Annotated in this window: 21 protein-coding genes and 1 tRNA gene; 18 read left to right on the top strand and 4 right to left on the bottom strand. The window is 57.8% G+C overall.

What is annotated here, in order from left to right:
• The first annotated feature begins 125 nt into the window (after positions 1–125).
• From cgtA to GHO42_RS00580, 3 genes are all read left to right on the top strand, one after another.
• Positions 126–1,352: an Obg family GTPase CgtA gene (gene cgtA, locus GHO42_RS00590; RefSeq protein ID WP_094999350.1), complete on the top strand. Its 1,227-nt coding sequence runs from the start codon at positions 126–128 to the stop codon at positions 1,350–1,352.
• Between the two features lie 123 nt (positions 1,353–1,475).
• A complete protein-coding gene (gene proB / locus GHO42_RS00585; RefSeq protein ID WP_019824017.1) occupies positions 1,476–2,594 on the top strand; it encodes a glutamate 5-kinase in 1,119 nt (372 codons plus the stop codon).
• A 14-nt stretch (positions 2,595–2,608) separates the two neighbouring features.
• Positions 2,609–3,070, top strand: coding sequence for a CreA family protein (locus GHO42_RS00580; protein WP_094999349.1), 462 nt, complete (start codon positions 2,609–2,611; stop codon positions 3,068–3,070).
• Positions 3,071–3,393: 323 nt separating this feature from the next.
• On the opposite strand, the gene rpsT is transcribed toward GHO42_RS00580, so the two are convergent.
• The gene (gene rpsT, locus GHO42_RS00575; RefSeq protein WP_003443902.1) at positions 3,394–3,672 is read right to left on the bottom strand and encodes a 30S ribosomal protein S20; all 279 of its coding nucleotides are present in this window, start codon (positions 3,670–3,672) and stop codon (positions 3,394–3,396) included.
• A gap of 250 nt (positions 3,673–3,922) precedes the next feature.
• On the opposite strand from rpsT, the gene murJ reads away from it, so the two are divergent.
• From murJ to ispH, 6 genes are all read left to right on the top strand, one after another.
• Positions 3,923–5,461 carry a murein biosynthesis integral membrane protein MurJ gene (murJ, locus tag GHO42_RS00570; protein WP_095018378.1) on the top strand — a complete coding sequence of 513 codons (1,539 nt, stop codon included), beginning with the start codon at positions 3,923–3,925 and terminating at the stop codon, positions 5,459–5,461.
• Positions 5,462–5,579: 118 nt separating this feature from the next.
• Positions 5,580–6,530, top strand: coding sequence for a bifunctional riboflavin kinase/FAD synthetase (ribF, locus tag GHO42_RS00565; RefSeq protein ID WP_094999347.1), 951 nt, complete (start codon positions 5,580–5,582; stop codon positions 6,528–6,530).
• Complete coding sequence (ileS, locus tag GHO42_RS00560; protein ID WP_153327049.1) at positions 6,527–9,358, top strand: isoleucine--tRNA ligase; 2,832 nt, start codon at positions 6,527–6,529, stop codon at positions 9,356–9,358. Before ribF ends, ileS begins: the two co-directional genes overlap by 4 nt.
• Positions 9,351–9,869, top strand: coding sequence for a signal peptidase II (gene lspA / locus GHO42_RS00555; RefSeq protein ID WP_094999345.1), 519 nt, complete (start codon positions 9,351–9,353; stop codon positions 9,867–9,869). Before ileS ends, lspA begins: the two co-directional genes overlap by 8 nt.
• Positions 9,862–10,299 (top strand): FKBP-type peptidyl-prolyl cis-trans isomerase, encoded by a 438-nt coding sequence (gene fkpB, locus GHO42_RS00550; RefSeq protein ID WP_086795845.1) that lies wholly within the window; start codon positions 9,862–9,864, stop codon positions 10,297–10,299. The genes lspA and fkpB overlap by 8 nt, the downstream gene beginning before the upstream one ends.
• Before the next feature lie 65 nt (positions 10,300–10,364).
• Complete coding sequence (gene ispH / locus GHO42_RS00545; RefSeq protein ID WP_094999344.1) at positions 10,365–11,312, top strand: 4-hydroxy-3-methylbut-2-enyl diphosphate reductase; 948 nt, start codon at positions 10,365–10,367, stop codon at positions 11,310–11,312.
• Here the strand turns inward: ispH and GHO42_RS00540 are convergent.
• A complete protein-coding gene (locus tag GHO42_RS00540) occupies positions 11,309–11,830 on the bottom strand; it encodes a GspH/FimT family protein (protein ID WP_240043139.1) in 522 nt (173 codons plus the stop codon). The genes ispH and GHO42_RS00540 overlap by 4 nt on opposite strands.
• A 234-nt stretch (positions 11,831–12,064) precedes the next feature.
• On the opposite strand from GHO42_RS00540, the gene pilV reads away from it, so the two are divergent.
• The 5 genes from pilV to thiO are packed head-to-tail and all read left to right on the top strand — an operon-like array spanning position 12,065 to position 15,086.
• On the top strand, positions 12,065–12,307 hold the full coding sequence (gene pilV / locus GHO42_RS00535; protein WP_094999343.1) for a type IV pilus modification protein PilV: 243 nt from the start codon (positions 12,065–12,067) through the stop codon (positions 12,305–12,307).
• Positions 12,304–12,987, top strand: a complete 684-nt coding sequence (locus tag GHO42_RS00530) for a PilW family protein (RefSeq protein ID WP_153327051.1) — start codon at positions 12,304–12,306, stop codon at positions 12,985–12,987. The genes pilV and GHO42_RS00530 overlap by 4 nt, the downstream gene beginning before the upstream one ends.
• A 10-nt stretch (positions 12,988–12,997) precedes the next feature.
• Positions 12,998–13,540 (top strand): PilX N-terminal domain-containing pilus assembly protein, encoded by a 543-nt coding sequence (locus GHO42_RS00525; RefSeq protein WP_095031754.1) that lies wholly within the window; start codon positions 12,998–13,000, stop codon positions 13,538–13,540.
• A 10-nt stretch (positions 13,541–13,550) separates the two neighbouring features.
• Positions 13,551–13,952, top strand: a complete 402-nt coding sequence (locus GHO42_RS00520) for a type IV pilin protein (protein ID WP_095023416.1) — start codon at positions 13,551–13,553, stop codon at positions 13,950–13,952.
• A gap of 33 nt (positions 13,953–13,985) precedes the next feature.
• Positions 13,986–15,086, top strand: coding sequence for a glycine oxidase ThiO (gene thiO, locus GHO42_RS00515; RefSeq protein ID WP_095018372.1), 1,101 nt, complete (start codon positions 13,986–13,988; stop codon positions 15,084–15,086).
• Positions 15,087–15,240: 154 nt separating this feature from the next.
• On the opposite strand, the gene GHO42_RS00510 is transcribed toward thiO, so the two are convergent.
• Both GHO42_RS00510 and GHO42_RS00505 read right to left on the bottom strand, forming a co-directional pair.
• Positions 15,241–15,471 (bottom strand): PP0621 family protein, encoded by a 231-nt coding sequence (locus GHO42_RS00510; protein ID WP_094999338.1) that lies wholly within the window; start codon positions 15,469–15,471, stop codon positions 15,241–15,243.
• Between the two features lie 118 nt (positions 15,472–15,589).
• Positions 15,590–16,603, bottom strand: coding sequence for an outer membrane protein assembly factor BamD (locus GHO42_RS00505; RefSeq protein ID WP_094999337.1), 1,014 nt, complete (start codon positions 16,601–16,603; stop codon positions 15,590–15,592).
• A 148-nt stretch (positions 16,604–16,751) separates the two neighbouring features.
• Between GHO42_RS00505 and rluD the strand changes: the two genes are divergently transcribed.
• The 4 genes from rluD (at position 16,752) to GHO42_RS00485 (ending at position 21,515) form a co-directional block, all read left to right on the top strand.
• Positions 16,752–17,714 carry a 23S rRNA pseudouridine(1911/1915/1917) synthase RluD gene (gene rluD / locus GHO42_RS00500; protein ID WP_094999964.1) on the top strand — a complete coding sequence of 321 codons (963 nt, stop codon included), beginning with the start codon at positions 16,752–16,754 and terminating at the stop codon, positions 17,712–17,714.
• Positions 17,711–18,445: a peptidoglycan editing factor PgeF gene (pgeF, locus tag GHO42_RS00495; protein WP_094999336.1), complete on the top strand. Its 735-nt coding sequence runs from the start codon at positions 17,711–17,713 to the stop codon at positions 18,443–18,445. Before rluD ends, pgeF begins: the two co-directional genes overlap by 4 nt.
• Positions 18,446–18,565: 120 nt before the next feature.
• The gene (clpB, locus tag GHO42_RS00490; RefSeq protein WP_094999335.1) at positions 18,566–21,133 is read left to right on the top strand and encodes an ATP-dependent chaperone ClpB; all 2,568 of its coding nucleotides are present in this window, start codon (positions 18,566–18,568) and stop codon (positions 21,131–21,133) included.
• A 306-nt stretch (positions 21,134–21,439) separates the two neighbouring features.
• Positions 21,440–21,515 (top strand) — tRNA-Asn (locus GHO42_RS00485).

Below are 21,515 nucleotides of genomic sequence, written 5' to 3'. Positions count from 1 at the left end.
TGTTTGTATGGGCTGCTGGCGCTGGATTTAACGGTCGTTGATTGAGGTCGCTGCGCTCATTTTTGCAAGAGTCTTATGTATTGGTTTTTATCGGCTCGTCCTGATGACGAGAGGCGCGTTTTGTTATGAAGTTTGTAGATGAAGTATCGATCAAAGTAAAAGCAGGCGACGGTGGTAACGGTTGCATGAGTTTCCGTCGTGAGAAGTTCATCGAAAACGGTGGCCCAAACGGTGGTGATGGCGGTGATGGCGGCTCGATCTACATGGTCGCCGACGAAAACCTCAACACCCTGGTTGACTACCGTTACACCCGTCACTTTGACGCCCAGCGTGGCTCGAATGGCGGCAGTACGGATTGCACCGGTCGCAAGGGTGAGGATCTGGAGCTGCGTGTTCCGGTCGGCACTACCGTGATCGACGCTGGCACCCAGGAAATCATCGGCGACCTGACCAAGGCCGGCCAGCGTTTGCTGGTGGTGCATGGCGGTTGGCACGGTCTGGGTAATACCCGATTCAAATCCAGTACCAACCGTGCGCCACGCCAGACCACGCCGGGTAAGCCGGGTGAGCAGCGTGACCTGAAACTGGAGTTGAAGGTGTTGGCTGACGTTGGCCTGTTGGGCTTGCCGAATGCCGGTAAAAGTACCTTTATTCGTTCGGTGTCTGCGGCCAAGCCAAAAGTGGCGGATTATCCGTTCACCACCCTGGTGCCAAACCTGGGTGTGGTCAGCGTGGATCGCTGGAAGAGCTTTGTGATCGCCGATATTCCGGGTCTGATCGAAGGGGCTTCCGATGGTGCTGGCCTGGGGATCCGTTTCCTCAAGCACCTGGCGCGTACCCGTCTGTTGTTGCACCTCGTTGACATGGCACCGGTTGAGGGTAGCGAGAGCGCTGCTGATACCGCGGAAGTCATCGTTAACGAACTGACCAAGTTCAGCCCGTCGCTGGCTGAGCGTGATCGTTGGCTGGTGCTGAACAAGTGCGATTCGCTGCCACAAGACGAGCACGAAGCGCGCGTCAAGGAAGTGGTTGATCGCCTTGAGTGGACTGGCCCGGTTTACGTGATCTCGGCCATTGCCAAGATCGGTACCGAAAAGCTGTGCCACGACATCATGCGTTATCTGGAAGATCGTGCTGATCGTCTGGCTGCTGACCCTGCCTACAAGCAAGAGTTGGCCGAGCTGGATCAGCGTATCGAAGATGAAGCGCGTGCGCAGTTGCAGGCGCTGGATGACAAGCGTGCCCTGCGTCGCAGCGGCGTGAAGAGCGTCCATGACATCGGTGAAGATGACTGGGACGAAGAAGATGTTGATGATGAAGATGGTCCGGAAATCATTTACGTCCGCGACTGATTCGTTGCAGTAAACTACAGCGCCGCTCAATGAGCGGCGTTTTAGCATCTACGATTTGGTAATCAAAAATAATTCCATGGGTGGCGCTCGGTCGCGCTGCTCTCAGGCATAGGTTGGATGATGATGCGGAGCAAGGTGACGGGTGCGCAGCGCTGGGTCGTGAAGATCGGCAGCGCGTTGCTGACAGCGGATGGCAAGGGCCTGGATCGCGCGGCGATGGGCGTTTGGGTTGAACAGATGGTGGCGTTGCACGAGGCTGGCGTAGAGCTGGTGCTGGTGTCTTCGGGTGCGGTTGCGGCCGGAATGAGCCGCTTGGGCTGGACGGTGCGACCGAGTGCCATGCACGAGCTGCAAGCTGCTGCGGCTATTGGTCAGATGGGGTTGGTGCAGGCCTGGGAGTCGAGCTTTGCCGAGCATTCCCGGCATACCGCGCAGATCCTGCTGACCCATGACGATCTGTCTGATCGCAAACGCTACCTCAATGCCCGCAGCACCCTGCGTGCGCTGGTGGAATTGGGCGTGATCCCGGTCATCAATGAAAATGACACGGTGGTCACGGACGAAATCCGCTTCGGTGACAACGATACGCTGGCCGCGTTGGTGGCTAATCTGGTCGAGGCTGATCTGCTGGTGATCCTGACTGATCGCGACGGCATGTTTGATGCTGATCCGCGCAACAATCCTGATGCCAAGATGATCTACGAGGCGCGTGCCGATGATCCGGCGCTGGATGCAGTGGCAGGCGGTACCGGTGGTGCGTTGGGGCGTGGCGGCATGCAGACCAAGTTGCGCGCGGCGCGCCTGGCGGCGCGTTCCGGTGCGCACACGATCATTGTGGGTGGGCGTCTGGAGCGGGTGCTGGATCGTCTCAAGGCGGGCGAGCGACTGGGTACCTTGCTGTCCCCGGAGCGTGGCCTGCTGGCTGCGCGCAAGCAGTGGCTGGCCGGACACTTGCAGACCCGTGGCACGCTGGTGCTGGATGAAGGCGCTGTGGCGGCCTTGTCCAAGGGCAATAAAAGCCTGTTGCCTGTAGGGGTCAAGGCGGTTCAGGGCGGTTTCCGTCGTGGCGAGATGGTGGTGTGCGTCGCGCCGGACGGGCGGGAGATCGCTCGTGGCCTGGCCAACTACAGTGCTGCCGAGGCGCAAAAAATTATCGGGCAATCGTCGGATGCGATTGTCGGCTTGTTGGGTTATATGGCGGAACCTGAGCTGGTTCATCGCGATAACCTGATTCTGGTTTGAATTTGAGGTGTGGTATGCGCTTGATTGGCGGTTTATTGGGTTTGATGTTGGCGATGCCGCTAATGGCCTCGGCGGAAGAAATTGGCTCGGTGTCGACGGTCTTCAAATTTGTCGGGCCTAATGACCGTATCGTCGTAGAAGCATTCGATGATCCCAAGGTAGATGGCGTGACTTGCTACCTTTCTCGTGCCAAGACGGGTGGCATGAAAGGTGGTCTGGGTTTGGCTGAAGATCGCGCCGAGGCGTCGATTGCCTGCCGTCAGACCGGGCCGATCAGCTTCAAGGGTGACCTGAAAGAGGGTGATGAGGTGTTCAAGGAGCGGACTTCGCTGGTCTTCAAGACCATGCAGGTGGTGCGTTTCCTGGATAAAAAGCGTAATACGCTGGTGTATCTGGTGTACAGCGACCGCTTGATCGAAGGCAGTCCGCAGAATGCCGTAACGGCAATCCCGATTTTGCCGTGGCCGCACGAGTAACGTTGCTCAAGAAAAGCCGCGCTTGTCGCGGCTTTTTTTTGCCGTTTTTTCGCCACTTTGTAGCTGCTTCGTCCCTCTCCAGGAGGGAGAGGGGACTGACTGCGCGCACCCTCAAGATCTCAGTTGATCAGCTCCCTCTCCCTTGGGGGAGGGTTGGGGTGAGGGGCTTTTGATTGCGCTGGGCTCTGAATTGTCGCGTCGTCGCGCCCGCTGGCAGGTGGGCTAGGTCTGTCGCAGAGTATCTACAGGGTTTTTCGTACGCTGATCAAATCGCAGGCAATAAAAAACCGACCCTAAGGTCGGTTTTTTAAAAAGCTTATCGCTTAAGCAGCAGTCGCAAGGTTCAACGCCTTGACGTGGCCATTCAGGCGGCTCTTATGGCGAGCAGCTTTGTTCTTGTGGATGATACCTTTATCGGCCATACGGTCGATAACAGGAACAGCCAGAACATAAGCAGCTTGCGCTTTAGCAGCGTCTTTTGCGTCGATGGCTTTAACTACATTCTTGATGTAGGTACGAACCATGGAACGCAGGCTGGCGTTGTGGCTGCGACGCTTCTCAGCCTGTTTTGCACGTTTTTTGGCGGAAGGTGTGTTGGCCACCGTCGAGCTCCTCGAAAGACTTTTGGGAAATAACAAACAAAATAGGCCGCGAATCATGCCGATGACGAGAACTCTTGTCAAGGGCGTTTGATGCGATCCGCTGAGTGGTGGATCGAGGCAGACGGGATATTTATTTCCGGCGCTTGACCTGTAAACTCGCGAGCTTGGCTCTGTGCTGTTGCGGCGCGCAGTATCGCATAAGTGGGCGCTTTGTTCGCCTGCTCTTTCTCTATAGGCAAAAACTCTTTCAATGAATTTGCTCAAGTCGTTGGCTGCCGTCAGCTCAATCACCATGATTTCCAGGGTTCTGGGCTTCATTCGCGACACCATTATTGCCCGTGCCTTCGGTGCCGGAATGGCCACGGATGCATTCTTTATTGCCTTCAAACTGCCAAACCTGCTGCGCAGGATCTTCGCCGAGGGCGCTTTTTCCCAGGCCTTTGTGCCGATTCTGGCCGAGTACAAAAGCCAGCAGGGCGAGGAGGCGACCCGCACTTTTGTCGCTTATGTCGCCGGGCTTTTGACCCTGGTGCTGGCCATTGTCACCGTGCTGGGCATGGTGGCGGCCCCCTGGGTCATCTGGGCAACGGCCCCGGGGTTCGCCACGACCCCTGAAAAATTCGAGCTCACCAGCGACATGCTGCGGGTCACCTTCCCTTATATCCTGCTGATCTCGCTGTCATCCCTGGCGGGGGCGATCCTCAATACCTGGAACCGTTTTGCGGTGCCGGCCTTTGTGCCGACCCTGCTTAACGTCAGCATGATTGTGTTTGCGTTGTTCCTGACGCCGTATTTCGATCCGCCGGTGATGGCTCTGGGCTGGGCCGTGCTGGTGGGTGGTCTGGCGCAGTTGCTGTTTCAACTGCCACACCTGAAAAAGATCGGCATGCTGGTGCTGCCAAGGCTCAATTTGCGCGATACCGGCGTGTGGCGGGTGATGAAACAGATGCTGCCAGCCATCCTTGGGGTCTCGGTCAGTCAGATCTCTCTGATCATCAATACGATATTTGCCTCATTCCTTGTGGCTGGATCGGTGTCATGGATGTACTACGCGGACCGTCTAATGGAGTTGCCTTCAGGAGTGCTGGGGGTGGCGCTGGGCACCATCCTGCTGCCAACCCTGTCCAAGACCTACGCCAACAAAGACCGTCAGGAGTATTCGCGTATTCTCGACTGGGGCTTGCGCCTGTGTTTTGTGCTGGTGCTTCCATGTTCCCTGGCGCTGGCCATCCTGTCCGAGCCGCTTACCGTTTCACTGTTCCAGTACGGCCAGTTCACGGCGCTGGATGCGGCCATGACCCAGCGTGCATTGATCGCTTATTCGCTGGGCCTGCTCGGAATCATCATTATCAAGGTGTTGGCGCCAGGCTTTTATGCACAGCAAAACATTCGCACGCCAGTCAAAATAGCGGTATTCACCCTGGTGGTGACGCAGTTGCTCAACTTGGTCTTTATCGTGCCGTTGCAGCATGCGGGGCTGGCGTTGGCCATCAGCGTAGGCGCCTGTATCAATGCCGGGCTGCTGTTCTGGCAGTTGCGCCGGCAAAAGCTGTTTGTCGCCCAGCCGGGCTGGACCAAATACCTGTTCAAGCTGGTGCTGGCCGTAGCCGTGATGTCGGCGGTATTGCTGGGCTTGATGCACCTGATGCCGGCCTGGGATCACGGCAATATGCTGGAGCGCTTTATTCGTCTGGGCGGCTTGGTTGTCGCGGGCGTGCTGGCGTATTTCGGTATGCTGCTGCTGTTGGGGCTGCGTTTGAAGGATTTCGCCCGCAAGTCACTTATGTAAGCTAATGACGGGTCAGACGTCGATTTTGTCGAATTGACCCGATTTGCCTTGCGCTGTTGCCTGTCGTACTGGGCCGGGTGTGGTTATAATCGACCACTTTATGAGCAAGAAGCGCGTTATGCAGCTGGTTCTAGGCCTTCACAATCTGCGGCCCCAGCATCGGGGCTGTGTCGCCACTATTGGCAACTTTGACGGTGTACACCGTGGTCACCAGGCTATCCTGGGCCGGCTGCGTGAGCGTGCACTGGAGTTGGGCGTGCCCAGCTGCGTGGTGATTTTCGAGCCGCAGCCGCGCGAATTCTTCGCCCCGGATACGGCTCCTGCACGTCTGGCCCGGTTGCGCGACAAGTTGCAACTGCTGGCAGACGCCGGAGTCGACCGGGTGCTGTGCCTGGCGTTCAATCAACGTCTGTGCAAGCTCAGCGCCGCCGAATTCGTCGATACCATTCTGGTCGACGGCCTGGGCGTGCAGCATCTGGAGGTCGGTGACGACTTCCGTTTTGGCTGCGATCGCGTCGGCGATTTTGACTTTTTGCAGCAGGCTGGCCAGATGCAGGGTTTCACCGTCGAGGCGGCGCAAACGGTTGAGCTTGATGGCGTACGCATCAGCAGCACCAAGGTGCGTGATGCTCTGGCCAGTGCCGACTTCTCCCTGGCAGAGCGTTTGCTGGGGCGCCCTTTTCAAATCGCTGGCCGGGTATTGCACGGGCAAAAACTGGCGCGCCAGTTGGGCACGCCGACCGCCAATATTCAGCTCAAGCGTCGTCGTGTGCCGTTGACCGGGGTGTACCTGGCCAGCGTCGAGATCGACGGTAAAACCTGGCCCGGCGTCGCCAATATCGGCGTGCGGCCAACCGTAGCAGGGGATGGCAGCGCCCATCTTGAAGTACATCTGTTGGATTTCGCCGGCGATCTGTATGGTCGGCGTTTGAACGTGGCATTCCACCACAAGCTGCGTGATGAGCAGCGTTTCGCCTCCCTGGAGGCGCTCAAGACGGCGATCAATGCGGACGTCGCCGCCGCCCGAGCCTTTTGGCTGGGTCAACCGCTTAAAAAGAGCCTGAAATGACCGACTACAAAGCCACGCTAAACCTCCCGGACACCGCCTTCCCAATGAAGGCCGGCCTGCCACAGCGCGAACCGCAAATTTTGCAGCGCTGGGACAGCATTGGCCTGTACGGGAAGTTGCGCGAGATTGGCAAGGATCGCCCGAAGTTCGTACTTCACGACGGTCCTCCGTACGCCAACGGCACTATCCATATCGGTCATGCGCTGAACAAGATTCTGAAAGACATGATCATCCGCTCCAAGACCCTGTCGGGTTTTGACGCGCCGTATGTGCCGGGCTGGGATTGCCATGGTTTGCCGATTGAACACAAGGTCGAAGTGACCCACGGTAAAAACCTGAGCGCGGATAAAACCCGCGAGCTGTGCCGTGCCTACGCCACCGAGCAGATCGAGGGGCAGAAATCCGAGTTCATCCGTCTGGGTGTGCTGGGTGATTTCGCCAACCCGTACAAGACCATGGACTTCAAAAACGAAGCCGGTGAAATCCGTGCTTTGGCTGAGATCGTCAAGGGCGGTTTTGTGTTCAAGGGCCTCAAGCCGGTGAACTGGTGCTTCGATTGCGGTTCGGCCCTGGCTGAAGCTGAAGTTGAATACCAGGACAAGAAGTCTGCGGCCATCGACGTTGCCTTCCCGGTTGCCGACGAAGCCAGGCTGGCAGAGGCCTTTGGTCTGGCGGCATTGAGCAAACCTGCTTCGATCGTGATCTGGACCACCACCCCGTGGACCATTCCGGCCAACCAGGCGCTTAACGTACACCCGGAATTCACCTACGCGCTGGTCGACGTGGGCGACAAGTTGCTGGTACTGGCTGAAGAACTGGTCGAATCGAGTCTGGCGCGTTACAACCTGCAGGGTTCGGTCATCGCGACCACCACTGGCTCAGCGCTTGAACTGATCAACTTCCGTCACCCGTTCTATGACCGTCTGTCGCCTGTTTATCTGGCCGACTACGTTGAGCTGGGTGCTGGCACTGGTGTGGTTCACTCGGCTCCAGCCTACGGCGTAGACGACTTCGTGACCTGCAAAGCCTATGGCATGGTCAACGACGACATCATCAACCCGGTGCAAAGCAATGGCGTTTACGTGCCGTCGCTGGAGTTCTTCGGTGGCCAGTTCATCTGGAAGGCCAACCAGAACATCATCGACAAGCTGATCGAAGTCGGTTCGTTGATGTTCACCGAGACCATCAGCCACAGCTATATGCACTGCTGGCGCCACAAGACGCCGCTGATCTACCGTGCCACCGCCCAGTGGTTTATCGGTATGGACAAGCAGCCGACTGATGGCGATACCTTGCGCACCCGTGCGCTGCAAGCGATCGAAGACACCCAGTTCGTTCCGGCCTGGGGTCAGGCGCGCCTGCACTCGATGATCGCCAACCGCCCGGACTGGTGCATCTCGCGTCAACGCAACTGGGGCGTGCCGATCCCGTTTTTCCTGAACAAGGAAAGCGGCGAGCTGCACCCGCGCACCGTCGAAATGATGGAAGAAGTGGCCAAGCGCGTTGAAGTCGAAGGCATCGAGGCGTGGTTCAAGCTGGATGCTGCCGAGCTGCTGGGCGACGAAGCGCCGCTGTACGACAAGATCAGCGATACCCTCGACGTCTGGTTCGATTCGGGCACCACGCACTGGCATGTCCTTCGCGGTTCGCACCCGATGGGTCATGAAACCGGCCCACGCGCTGATCTCTACCTTGAAGGCTCCGACCAGCACCGTGGCTGGTTCCACTCGTCGTTGCTGACGGGTTGCGCCATCGACAACCACGCGCCGTACCGCGAGCTGCTGACCCACGGTTTTACCGTGGACGAAGCGGGCCGCAAGATGTCCAAGTCGCTGGGCAACGTGATTGCACCGCAAAAGGTCAACGACACCCTGGGCGCCGACATCATGCGTCTGTGGGTTGCCTCGACCGACTACTCGGGCGAAATCGCGGTTTCCGACCAGATCCTGCAGCGCAGTGCGGACGCCTACCGACGTATCCGCAATACCGCACGCTTCCTGCTGTCGAACCTGACCGGTTTCAATCCAGCCACCGACATCCTGCCTGCCGAAGAAATGCTGGCACTGGACCGTTGGGCGGTGGATCGTGCGTTGCTGCTGCAACGTGAGCTGGAGCTGCATTACGGCGAATACCGTTTCTGGAACGTGTACTCCAAGGTGCACAACTTCTGCGTTCAGGAGCTGGGCGGTTTCTATCTCGACATCATCAAGGACCGCCAGTACACCACCGGCGCCAACAGCAAGGCTCGCCGTTCGTGCCAGACCGCGCTGTTCCACATCTCTGAAGCGCTGGTGCGCTGGATCGCTCCGATCCTGGCGTTCACCGCTGATGAGTTGTGGCAGTACCTGCCGGGCGAGCGCAACGAATCGGTGATGCTCAACACCTGGTACGAAGGCCTGACTGAACTGCCGGAAGGCACCGAACTGGATCGCGCCTACTGGGAGCGAATCATGGCGGTCAAGGTTGCGGTCAACAAGGAAATGGAAAACTTGCGCGCAGCCAAGGCCATTGGCGGTAACTTGCAAGCAGAAGTGACCCTGTTCGCCGAAGATCAGCTGGCTGCTGATTTGTCCAAGTTGAGCAACGAGCTGCGTTTCGTGTTGATCACCTCCACTGCCAGCGTTGCGCCTTTTGCGCAGGCTCCAGCAGATGCCGTGGTTACCGAAGTGGCTGGCCTCAAACTCAAGGTGGTCAAGTCGGCCCATGCCAAGTGCGCCCGTTGCTGGCACTGCCGTGAAGACGTCGGCGTTAACTCCGAGCACCCTGAAATCTGCGGTCGTTGTGTAGACAATATCAGCGGCGCTGGTGAGGTACGTCACTATGCCTAATACCAGCACTACCGGGCGCTTCGGGCGCCTGGGCTGGCTCTGGTTGACTGTGCTGGTCCTGGTCATTGACCTGACCAGCAAGGTCTACTTCGACAATTCGCTGCAGATGTACCAGCAGATTGTGGTGATTCCCGACCTGTTCAGCTGGACCCTGGCTTACAACACCGGTGCGGCCTTCAGCTTCCTGGCGGACAGTGCCGGCTGGCAGCGCTGGCTGTTTGCCCTGATCGCGGTCGTGGTCAGTGCCGTGCTGGTGGTCTGGCTCAAGCGTCTGGGGCGCAATGACACCTGGTTGGCCATTGCCCTTGCCCTGATTCTGGGCGGCGCACTGGGTAACCTGTATGACCGTATTGTCTACGGTCATGTGGTCGATTTCATTCTGGTGCATTGGCAAAATCGCTGGTACTTCCCTGCGTTCAACTTCGCCGACAGTGCGATTTGCGTAGGTGCCGTGATGCTGGCACTGGATATGTTCAAAAGTAAAAAGCCCGAGGAACCCGCTCATGACTGAGCAGCGTATTGGTCAGAACACGCAGGTCACTCTGCATTTTGCTTTGCGTCTGGAAAATGGCGACACCGTTGACAGCACCTTCGACAAATCCCCGGCCACTTTCAAGGTGGGTGATGGCAGCTTGCTGCCAGGGTTTGAAGCGGCGTTGTTCGGTTTCAAGGCGGGTGACAAGCGCACACTGGAGATTCTTCCGGAAAACGCCTTTGGCCAGCCTAACCCGCAAAACGTGCAGATCATTCCGCGTTCGCAGTTCAAGGACATGGAGTTGTCGCAAGGTTTGCTGGTGATCTTCAATGATGCGGCCAACACCGAGCTTCCGGGTGTGGTCAAAGAGTTCGATGACGAGCAAGTCACCATTGATTTCAACCATCCGCTGGCAGGCAAAACCCTGACCTTCGACGTGGAAATCAAAGACGTTCAAGCGCTGTAATCCAGTGCCCGGCTGCGGCCGGGCCTGATTGGCATTATTTTTCTGCGCGTCCCACGAGGCCCAGCATGCATATCAAACTCGCCAACCCCCGTGGCTTCTGCGCCGGGGTGGACCGTGCGATTGAAATCGTCAATCGTGCTCTGGAAGTTTTCGGTCCGCCTATCTATGTTCGCCACGAAGTGGTGCACAACAAATTTGTCGTTGAAGACCTGCGTTCCCGTGGCGCTATTTTCGTCGAAGAGCTGGATCAGGTGCCGGACGACGTCATTGTGATATTCAGTGCCCACGGCGTTTCCCAGGCCGTGCGTACAGAGGCTGCCGGGCGTGGTCTCAAGGTGTTCGACGCGACCTGCCCGCTGGTGACAAAGGTGCATATTGAGGTCGCGCGCTATAGCCGTGATGGCCGTGAGTGCATTTTGATTGGTCATGCCGGTCATCCGGAAGTCGAAGGCACCATGGGCCAGTACGACGCCAGTAATGGTGGCGCGATCTACCTGGTCGAAGATGAAAAGGATGTTGCGAACCTGCAGGTCAAAGACCCGGAAAAACTGGCCTTTGTAACCCAGACAACCTTGTCGATGGACGACACCAGTCGTGTGATCGACGCCCTGCGTTCGCGCTTCCCGGCCATTGGCGGACCGCGCAAGGACGATATCTGCTATGCCACGCAAAACCGTCAGGATGCGGTCAAGCAACTGGCTGATGAGTGCGATGTCGTGTTGGTAGTTGGCAGCCCGAACAGCTCCAACTCCAACCGCCTGCGCGAACTGGCGGAGCGTATGCAGACCCCCGCCTACCTGATCGACGGTGCTGAAGACCTGCAAAAAAGCTGGTTCGACGGCGTAAACAGCATCGGTATCACCGCCGGTGCATCGGCCCCAGAGGTACTGGTACGTGGCGTGATTCAACAGCTGCATGCCTGGGGCGCAACCGGTGCCGACGAGCTGGCCGGCCGTGAAGAGAATGTTACGTTCTCCATGCCCAAAGAGTTGCGCGTTCGCGCCATTACCTAAGCGTGCCTGCATAAGGCCTGTGCAGTTTTATCGCTGCGCAGGCTGATGCGCCCGCTCTTGGCCAGCACCACTTGATAGTGGCTCTGTGCAGTCCTTGCCTGACAAACATGCAGTGTCCCGGCTTGAAAGGCGCCTCCAATCAGTTGTGGCTCGCCCAGCGGGTTGAAGCGCACATACCGTTTAACCGGTGTATTGCCCGCAATTGGTATGCGCCCACTGCCCTGTGACTCGACCAGCACCGGGTTGCCCTTGTCCAGATGGCCTTGGCCGCTCAAGTCCAGAATCGTCCTCCAGCCTCGGCTCCAATCTTCTTCGTACGGATAAACCACCACAAATTGTTGGCGTAGCAGTGCTTGTGCGCGTGCATTGCGCAGGCTGCTGGCCAGTTGTTCGGCAGTGATCTGACGCTGATGATGCTCGACAAGGGCGCTATAGGCCGGGCTGGCAAAACGGGCCGTAAGCGCCACGATCGTCAGCGTCAGTAGCAGCTGGATCAGACTCATGCCACGTTGATGCATAGCGTCCTCCCTGGACGGTTCAAGTGTGTTTTCTCTGTATAGCGAACTCTGGCACTACAGGTTCACGGCAATGGTTTCATCATGTTTTCTCACCGTTAACAGCTTACGAAGTCAGGCGAAAAATCCGGCTGGTTTGCTTGGCTTCGTCCTGCCGTGCAGAGCAGCGGGGGAGGCTAGGCTTTTGTCTGGGCGGCACAGGGCGTGCCGTCGAACCCTCTGATATGGACGATTCGGATGCCTCGATTAGTTAAAAGTCGACAAGACGGGATGAGCTTGATCGAAGTGCTTATCGCGCTGTTGATTCTGTTTATCAGCCTGATGGGCTCTGCTGCTATGCAACTCAATGCCTTGAAACATACGGCAAGCGCGCTGATAAGCACCCAGGACAGTTTTATTGCCTACAGCAGGCTGGATCAGATGCGCGCGGAGGTCGTCCACCCCTTGTCGAGCGGTCATGCCGGGGCCGGGTCATCATGAGCAATCCCCGTTCAGGTTTTGGCCTGATCGAGCTGATGGTGGCTCTGGCGCTGGGAATGCTGGTAGTGCTGGGCATGACGCAGATTTTCTCAAGCAGCCGCGAGGCTTACTTAAGCCAGCGGTCGTCGGCAAGGCTGCAGGAGGATGCGCGTTATGTGCTGAGTAAACTGGCTCGGGAGATTCGCATGGCGGGCATGTTTGGCTGCCTGTCAGTCGATCGTATTGTTGATGCGCCCTCTGTTTTTAAAACACCGGTCTCCTGGCAGAGGGGGGTGTTGCGCATGATCAGTTCGGACGTGGCGCTTCAGGCTGCCAAGCCTGACTGGACTGTGGTCTCGGACTGCACAAGTTTCGCCCGGGCCTATCCCGGGGCAAGGTCGTTTTTGGCTCCCGGTGAAACGGCATTTCCCGTGCGTGAATTGTTTTACCGTCATGAGCACGGGCAGTTAAAGATCGGGCCCAATAAAGCGGTCCTGCTCGATAATGTGGCTGCCTTAGACGTGAGTTTTGGCGTGGCCGGGACGGCAGGTTCGCACTCCGTGCTGCGTTATGAGAGTCGTCTGGTCAAAGGTTCCAGTCTGCGCAGCATCCGTATCGGCCTGACATTGCGAGACCGCGCCGGGCGGGTCAAGGACCAGGTCTATCAGTTGGAAGTCGCTTTGCGTAACCGGCTGGCTTAGGGCGCGCATCATGCCTTTGCCATTGATTTGTCAGCGCGGCATGGCACTGCTGGTCAGCCTGGTTTTCATGCTGTTGCTGAGCCTGATCGGGATGGCTGCATTGATCAGTGCGACCCTTCAGGAAAAAATGTCTGCAGGCGTTCAACATGCCAACCACTCATTTCAGGCCGCAGAAGCGGCGCTTGGCAGCGGGGAGGCCTGGCTTCAGATCCAATGGGGCAGGGTAATGCCTTGCACTTCGCCAGCAAGCTGTAACCCGCCCCCAGAGGTGCGTACTCAGGCTGTGCCAGGCATCGATCCGGCCTCCGGGGTACGTTGGATAAGCGTTGCGAACGGGCTGTATGGTGTTCAGAACCTTGGGCCAAGCATTACGCCAGCCCATTTGCCAGTGACCACCACTACCCGTTTGTATCGAGTTACCGGTATTGGCTGGCACGGGCAGTCGCGCACCGTACTGGAGAGTATTTATGCGCGTTATCAAGGGCCGGATAACGCTTCGCAAGAGCGTGTTGCCAGGGGTTTTCACCGGGTCATGTGGCGACAGCTGCAATAGGACGCACGAAATGTACAGGTATGTAGCAGGTTTTACCCTGATCGAACTGATGATCGTCGTGGTTATCACCGGTATCCTTGGCGCATTCGTTTATCCGTTGTACGGCGATTATGTAAAGCGGGCTTACCGCTCTCAAGTTGTTGTCCTGTTGACGGAGCAAGCCCAAAGTCTTGAGCGCTTTTACACAAAGAACGCGGTATATAGCGGTATGAAAGACCTTAGTTCAGGCAATCAGCACTACGACATCAGTGCCGATCTCGTCGACCACGGCTACTGGCTGAAGGCGACGCCCAAACAAGGTTCGGCAATGGCGGGGGATTCGTGCGGGAGCTTTACGCTGGCTCACACCGGTATGGCAACGATAACCCAGGCCGCCCCTGGCCTGACAATGCAGCAGTGTTGGGGGCGCTAACGATTGATTTTGAATGACGGGCTGGATTAACAGATGGCTAGGCAGCAACGGGTGGTGATTGTCGGGGGCGGTGTCATAGGCCTGCTGACTGCGTTTAATCTGGCGGCTGATGTAGAGCAGGTGATTGTGCTGGAGCGTGGCGGGGCGGGCCAGGAGTCCTCCTGGGCCGGCGGCGGTATTGTTTCGCCGCTTTATCCGTGGCGCTATAACTGTGCTGTAACGGCCCTGGCGCACTGGTCTCAGGACTTTTATCCGCAATTGGCCGAGCGTCTGTTTGCTTCGACGGGTATTGATCCTGAAGTACACACCACCGGGCTGTACTGGCTGGACCTGGATGATGAGGCTCAGGCGCTGGAGTGGGCCGGGCGCGAAGGGCGACCTCTGGGGGCGGTCGATATGTCGGCAGTCCATGATGCCGTGCCCGTGCTGGGCGGTGGTTATGCACACGCAATTTATATGGCTAATGTGGCCAATGTGCGGAATCCGCGGTTGGTGAAATCGCTGAAGGCTGCACTGCAGGCGATGCCGAATGTCACTGTGCATGAGCAGTGCGAGGTGCTCGGCTTTGTTCGCGAAGGCGAAAGAGTTTGCGGGGTCAATACGGCCCGGGGTGAGATTCGCGGCGACGAGGTGGTGTTGTCGGCCGGGGCCTGGAGCGGTGAGTTGTTGAGCGGGCTGGGGCTGGAGTTGCCTGTGGAGCCGGTCAAGGGGCAGATGATCCTGTACAAATGCGCATCTGACTTTTTGTCGTGCATGGTGCTGGCAAAAGGGCGTTATGCCATTCCCCGCCGCGACGGTCATATCCTGATCGGTAGCACGCTGGAGCATGAAGGCTTTGATAAAACCCCGACCCTTACGGCCCTTGAGAGCCTCAAGGCCTCGGCAGTCGAATTGATCCCGGCCCTGGCCGATGCTGAAGTGGTGGGGCACTGGGCCGGGCTGCGGCCAGGTTCGCCCGAGGGCATTCCGTATATTGGGCGGGTGTCAGGTTTTGATGGTCTGTGGCTCAACTGCGGGCACTATCGCAACGGTCTGGTATTGGCACCGGCGTCCTGCCAATTATTCGCGGACTTGCTGCTGGGGCGTGAGCCGATTATCGACCCGACGCCTTATGCGCCAGAGGGGCGGATTTAAGCGGCTACAAACACAGAGGGATTTCTGTCGATACTCTGTTGTAGATCAAGCCCTATTGTGGGAGCGAGCCTGCTCGCGAACGACCTTCGCGAGCAGGCTCGCTCCCACAGTTGCCGTTTTCCTGTCGTAGCCTGCGGCAGCGATCACAGGTGGCTTAACCCCTTGGTTTTGGCCCTTGCTCCAGATGCTGCTGGGTGCAATACCACTCTTGTTGCTGGCTCAGGGCGCGGTCACGGGGCAGGTGTACGCCACAGTGGGCGCAGCGCACCATTGGCTGAGCGCTCGGGTCGACCGGTTTTTTGGTCGCGGCCATACCGGTCTTGTATTTGCGCCACAGCCAAACGCCTGCAGCAATCAGCGCTGCCCAGATCAGTAAACGAAGCATGGTAATTCGCTATTCGAGAAAAGATGCACCAGTTTAGCCAAGGACCTGGCAGGCGCACAGCGGTAAATCAAACATAAAAAAAGAGCTCCGAAGAGCTCTTTTTTTATGTGCTGAACGATCAGTCGAACAGGCCCAGGGTCATGTAGCTGAACCAGGAGCGGCTTTTACCTTCAGCTTGCGGTTCTTCGATGATGTCGCCATCGGCATCCTTTGGCTTCAGTTCTGCCGGGATTGCATCCTTGGCATCCTGGTACTGCTTCTGGATATCCATGTTTGCACGGGTTTCACCCGGTGGCAGCGGTGTGCTGGATTCGATCAGGCCCAATGTGGCCTTGCTCAGCCATGAACGGTTGTCCGACTCGGAAACCTGCGGCACAAACTGGCCGTCTACCAGGCTCGGGTGGTCCGGGTAGTTGGTCTTGAGCACTTCAAGGCTGGTGTTGGCCAGCTGGTCGAGATGCATGCGCTGGTAGGACTCAACCATTACCGCCAGGCCGTCGCCGACCGAAGGAGTTTCCTGGAAGTTTTCGACCACATAGCGGCCACGGTTGGCAGCGGCTACATAAGCCTGACGAGTCAGGTAGTAATCGGCTACGTGGATTTCATACGCTGCCAACAGGTTGCGCAGGTAGATCATGCGCTGCTTGGCGTCGGGTGCGTAGCGGCTGTTGGGGAAGCGGCTGGTGAGCTGGGCGAACTCGTTGTAGGAGTCGCGTGCAGCGCCCGGGTCACGCTTGCTCATGTCCAGCGGCAGGAAGCGCGCCAGCAGGCCAACGTCCTGGTCAAAGGAGGTCAGGCCCTTGAGGTAGTAGGCGTAGTCAACGTTCGGATGCTGTGGATGCAGGCGGATAAACCGTTCGGCAGCCGACTTGGCCGCTTCGGGCTCGGAGTTCTTGTAGTAGGCGTAAATAAGTTCAAGCTGGGCCTGGTCGGCGTAGCGACCGAACGGGTAGCGTGACTCAAGGGCCTTGAGTTTGGCGGTAGCACTGGTATAGCTGTGGTTGTCCAGGTCGGCCTGTGCCTGCTGGTACAGCTCCACTTCGCTGAGGTTTTCGTCAACGACTTCTTTAGTCGACGAGCAAGCGGCGGTCAGTGCGAGGATGGCGATCAGCAGCAGGTGTCTCACTTGCATGGCGGCTTGCGTCCCTATGACGGCCGCTGTCTTGGGCGGGTCCGTCCTGTTATGATGAGTGCCCCGTGAAAAGCCTCGGGGCAAAAGACGCCGTATTTAACCACAAGCGCGCAGCCGAAACCAAAGGCTTGGCGCGGTCCTGATGAGCATGTCCGAGAAAATTCAACTTCGCGAAGAGGTGCCGTCCGAACTGGGTGGCCAACGCCTCGATCAAGTCGCCGCACAATTATTCGCTGAGCACTCGCGCTCGCGCCTTTCCGCCTGGATCAAAGACGGCCGCCTTACTGTGGACGGAGCCGTCATACGCCCCCGTGACATCGTACACGGCGGTGCCATCCTGGAGCTGACTGCAGAGCAGGAAGCCCAGGGTGAGTGGATCGCTGAAGACATCCCCCTGGATATCGTCTACGAAGACGATGACATCCTGGTCATCAACAAGCCTGCGGGCCTTGTGGTGCACCCGGCTGCGGGGCATGCCAGTGGTACTTTGCTCAATGCCTTGCTGCATCACGTACCGGACATTATCAATGTGCCGCGTGCGGGGATCGTGCATCGCCTGGACAAGGACACCACCGGTCTGATGGTGGTCGCCAAGACCATTCAGGCGCAGACACAACTGGTTACACAGTTGCAGAGCCGCAGTGTCAGTCGTATCTATGAGTGCATCGTAATCGGTGTCGTGACCGCCGGGGGCAAGATCGACGCGCCTATCGGCCGTCACGGCCAGCAGCGTCAGCGCATGGCGGTAATGGAAGGCGGCAAGCAGGCGGTCAGTCATTACCGTGTGCTTGAGCGTTTCCGTTCCCACACCCATGTGCGGGTAAAGCTGGAAACCGGTCGTACGCACCAGATTCGTGTGCATATGTCTCATATCAACTTCCCGTTGGTCGGAGACCCTGCTTACGGCGGTCGCTTCCGTATTCCGCCGTCTGCCAGCGTGACGATGGTCGAGTCCCTGAAAAACTTCCCGCGTCAGGCGCTCCATGCCCGTTTCCTCGAGCTGGATCATCCGACGACCGGTAAGCGCATGAGCTGGGAATCAGCACTGCCTGACGACTTTGTCTGGCTGTTGACGTTGCTCAAGCAAGACCGTGAGGCATTTATCGGGTGAACACCTTCCTGATTCCTGACTGGCCAGCGCCGGCAGGCATCCGGGCCTGTGTGACCACCCGTGCGGGCGGCGTCAGTGTGGCGCCGTTCGACAGCTTCAACCTGGGCGACCATGTAGGCGACGACCCTGTTGCCGTTGCGCATAACCGCCATCGCCTTACCCATATTTTTGACGTACAGCCCGCCTGGCTTAGCCAGGTTCACGGGGTTGTGGTCGCACCTGCCAATCCCGAACTGATTGTTGAGGCCGATGCCAGCTGGACGGCCACCCCCGGTATTGCCTGTACGGCAATGACGGCGGATTGTTTGCCTGCATTGTTCTGCGATCGTGCTGGCACTCGTGTTGCGGCAGCCCATGCCGGTTGGCGCGGGCTGGCGGCCGGGGTGCTTGAAGCCGCCGCACTAAGCCTCAATGTTGCGCCACAGGAGCTGCTTGTGTGGCTGGGGCCGGCCATTGGCCCCAAGGCATTTGAGGTCGGGGCCGAGGTGCGGGAGGTCTTTGTAAAAGACATGCCCCAGGCCGAAGCCGCCTTTGTGCCCAGCATCAATGCCGGGCGTTTTATGGCCGATATCTATGAGCTGGCGCGTTTGCGTCTGGCCCGCTTCGGTATCACGGCTGTGTACGGCGGGGGTTTTTGCACCGTGACCGACCCGCGTTTCTTCTCCTATCGGCGCAGTCCCAATACTGGCCGCTTCGCATCACTGGTTTGGATCGAAAGACCGTCCAGCTGATCTGCGTCATTTTCCAAACGCTTGAAACTCTCGTAATCGCCCGCATCTACTATGGTATCTGGCAGGTTTCTTCATTCAGGAGTTTCCATCCCTCCGGCCTGCTCATAAGGAAGGTGACGAATGCGTATAGATAGATTAACCAGCAAGTTGCAATTGGCGTTGTCCGATGCTCAGTCATTGGCCGTTGGCCTCGATCATCCGGCCATCGAGCCTGCGCACTTGATGCAGGCATTGCTGGAACAGCAGGGCGGTTCGATCAAGCCGTTGCTGATGCAAGTCGGTTTCGATGTAAACAGCCTGCGTAAAGAGCTGACCAAAGAGCTCGATCAGCTGCCAAAAATTCAGAATCCGACTGGCGACGTAAACATGTCGCAGGATTTGGCACGTCTGTTGAACCAGGCGGATCGTCTGGCGCAGCAAAAAGGCGACCAGTACATCACCAGCGAAGTTGTATTGCTGGCGGCGATGGACGACAACAGCAAGCTGGGCAAGTTGTTGCTGGGTCAGGGCGTGAGCAAGAAAGCCCTGGAAAATGCCATCAACAACCTGCGTGGCGGCGAAGCGGTCAATGACCCGAACGTTGAAGAGTCACGCCAGGCGCTGGACAAGTACACCATTGACCTGACCAAGCGCGCCGAAGAGGGCAAGCTCGACCCGGTGATCGGTCGTGACGATGAAATTCGTCGCACCATTCAGGTCTTGCAGCGCCGTACCAAGAACAACCCGGTACTGATCGGTGAGCCTGGCGTGGGTAAAACCGCGATTGCCGAAGGTCTGGCACAACGGATCATCAATGGCGAAGTGCCTGACGGCCTCAAGGGCAAACGTCTGCTGTCCCTGGACATCGGTGCGCTGATTGCCGGTGCCAAGTTCCGCGGTGAGTTCGAGGAGCGCCTGAAAGCAGTGCTTAACGAGCTGTCGAAGCAGGAAGGGCAAGTCATCCTGTTTATCGACGAATTGCATGTCATGGTTGGCGCCGGTAAAGGCGAGGGTGCCATGGATGCGGGCAATATGCTCAAGCCTGCACTGGCTCGCGGTGAGTTGCACTGCGTGGGTGCGACCACGCTCAACGAGTACCGCCAATACATCGAGAAGGACGCAGCACTTGAGCGCCGCTTCCAGAAAGTACTGGTGGACGAGCCGAGCGAAGAAGACACCATTGCGATCCTGCGTGGCCTCAAAGAGCGTTATGAAGTTCACCACAAGGTAGCGATTACCGACGGTGCGATCATTGCGGCGGTCAAACTCAGCCATCGTTACATCACCGACCGGCAGTTGCCGGACAAGGCGATTGACCTGATGGACGAGGCTGCCAGCCGTATCCGCATGGAGATCGACTCCAAGCCTGAGGTACTGGACCGTCTTGAACGTCGCTTGATTCAACTGAAGGTTGAAGCCCAGGCGTTGAAGAAAGAAGAAGACGAGGCCGCGAAAAAACGCCTCGAGAAATTGCAGGAAGAAATCGAGCGTCACGAGCGCGAATATTCGGACCTCGAAGAGATCTGGACCTCGGAAAAAGCCGAAGTGCAGGGTTCTGCCCAGATCCAGCAGAAAATCGAGCAGGCGCGCCAGGAGCTTGAAGTGGCCCGCCGCAGCGGCAACCTCAACCGCATGGCCGAGTTGCAGTACGGGATCATCCCTGATCTGGAACGCAGCCTGCAGATGGTCGACGAGCACAGCGGCAAAACTGAAAACCAGTTGTTGCGCAGCAAAGTGACTGAAGAGGAAATCGCGGAAGTGGTATCGAAGTGGACGGGTATCCCGGTCTCCAAGATGCTCGAAGGCGAACGCGACAAGCTGATGAAAATGGAAAGCCTGTTGCATGAGCGCGTGATTGGCCAGGACGAGGCCGTAGTGGCTGTGTCCAACGCCGTGCGGCGTTCCCGTGCCGGCCTGAGTGACCCGAACCGTCCTAGCGGCTCGTTCATGTTCCTCGGCCCGACCGGTGTGGGTAAAACCGAGTTGTGCAAGGCGCTGGCCGAGTTCCTCTTTGATACTGAAGAGGCGATGGTGCGGATCGATATGTCCGAGTTCATGGAGAAACATTCCGTGGCTCGACTGATCGGTGCACCACCAGGCTATGTGGGCTACGAAGAAGGCGGTTATCTGACCGAAGCGGTACGGCGCAAGCCTTACTCGGTGATCCTGCTGGATGAAGTCGAGAAGGCTCACCCGGACGTGTTCAACGTGTTGCTGCAAGTGCTGGAAGACGGTCGCCTGACTGACAGCCACGGCCGTACCGTGGACTTCCGCAACACGGTGATCGTGATGACCTCCAACCTGGGCTCTGCACAGATCCAGGAGCTGGTGGGCGATCGCGAGGCACAGCGTGCAGCGGTGATGGATGCGGTCAGCACCCACTTCCGTCCGGAGTTCGTGAACCGGATCGACGAAGTGGTGATCTTCGAGCCTCTGGCCCGTGATCAGATTGCTGGCATCGCCGAAATCCAGTTGGGTCGTCTGCGCAGTCGTCTGGCTGAGCGTGACTTGAGCCTTGAGCTGAACCAGGATGCTCTGGACAAGCTGATTGCGGTTGGTTACGACCCGGTTTATGGCGCACGCCCTCTGAAACGTGCGATCCAGCGCTGGATCGAAAACCCGCTGGCACAACTGATCCTGTCCGGTCAGTTCTTGCCTGGCACCACCGTGACAGCCAGCGTGAAGGACGACGAAATCGTCTTCGCATAAGGTTTGAAAGCGGTGTTTTAACAGAGGCCTCGCTTTGCGAGGCCTTTTTTTTCTAGGGTGTTGATCTGTAAGGAAAACGCTTGTAATATGCGCCCCGCAGCAAGCAACCCGTAATAGCGACTTGGCCCAAACCGAGAAGCCCGCTGGAAGAGCTAAGTAATTGTCTTCTAACGAAAAATAAGGGTTGACAAGGCTTTTAAAGCTTGTAGAATAGCCGACCTCAGAGACGCCAACGCAGCGATGCGAAGAACTCGAAGAGTGTTGCTAAGCAGTAAGGCAACAACGTTACAAATTGAAATATGTAGTTCCGCGATAGCTCAGTTGGTAGAGCAAATGACTGTTAATCATTGGGTCCCTGGTTCGAGTCCAGGTCGTGGAGCCA

The sequence above is a fragment of the Pseudomonas sp. FSL R10-0056 genome (genome assembly GCF_009600105.1).
GTDB lineage: Bacteria > Pseudomonadota > Gammaproteobacteria > Pseudomonadales > Pseudomonadaceae > Aquipseudomonas > Aquipseudomonas bubulae.
The sequence above is the reverse complement of the archived record's forward strand: the minus strand, read 5'-3'. Positions and strand labels throughout refer to the sequence as shown.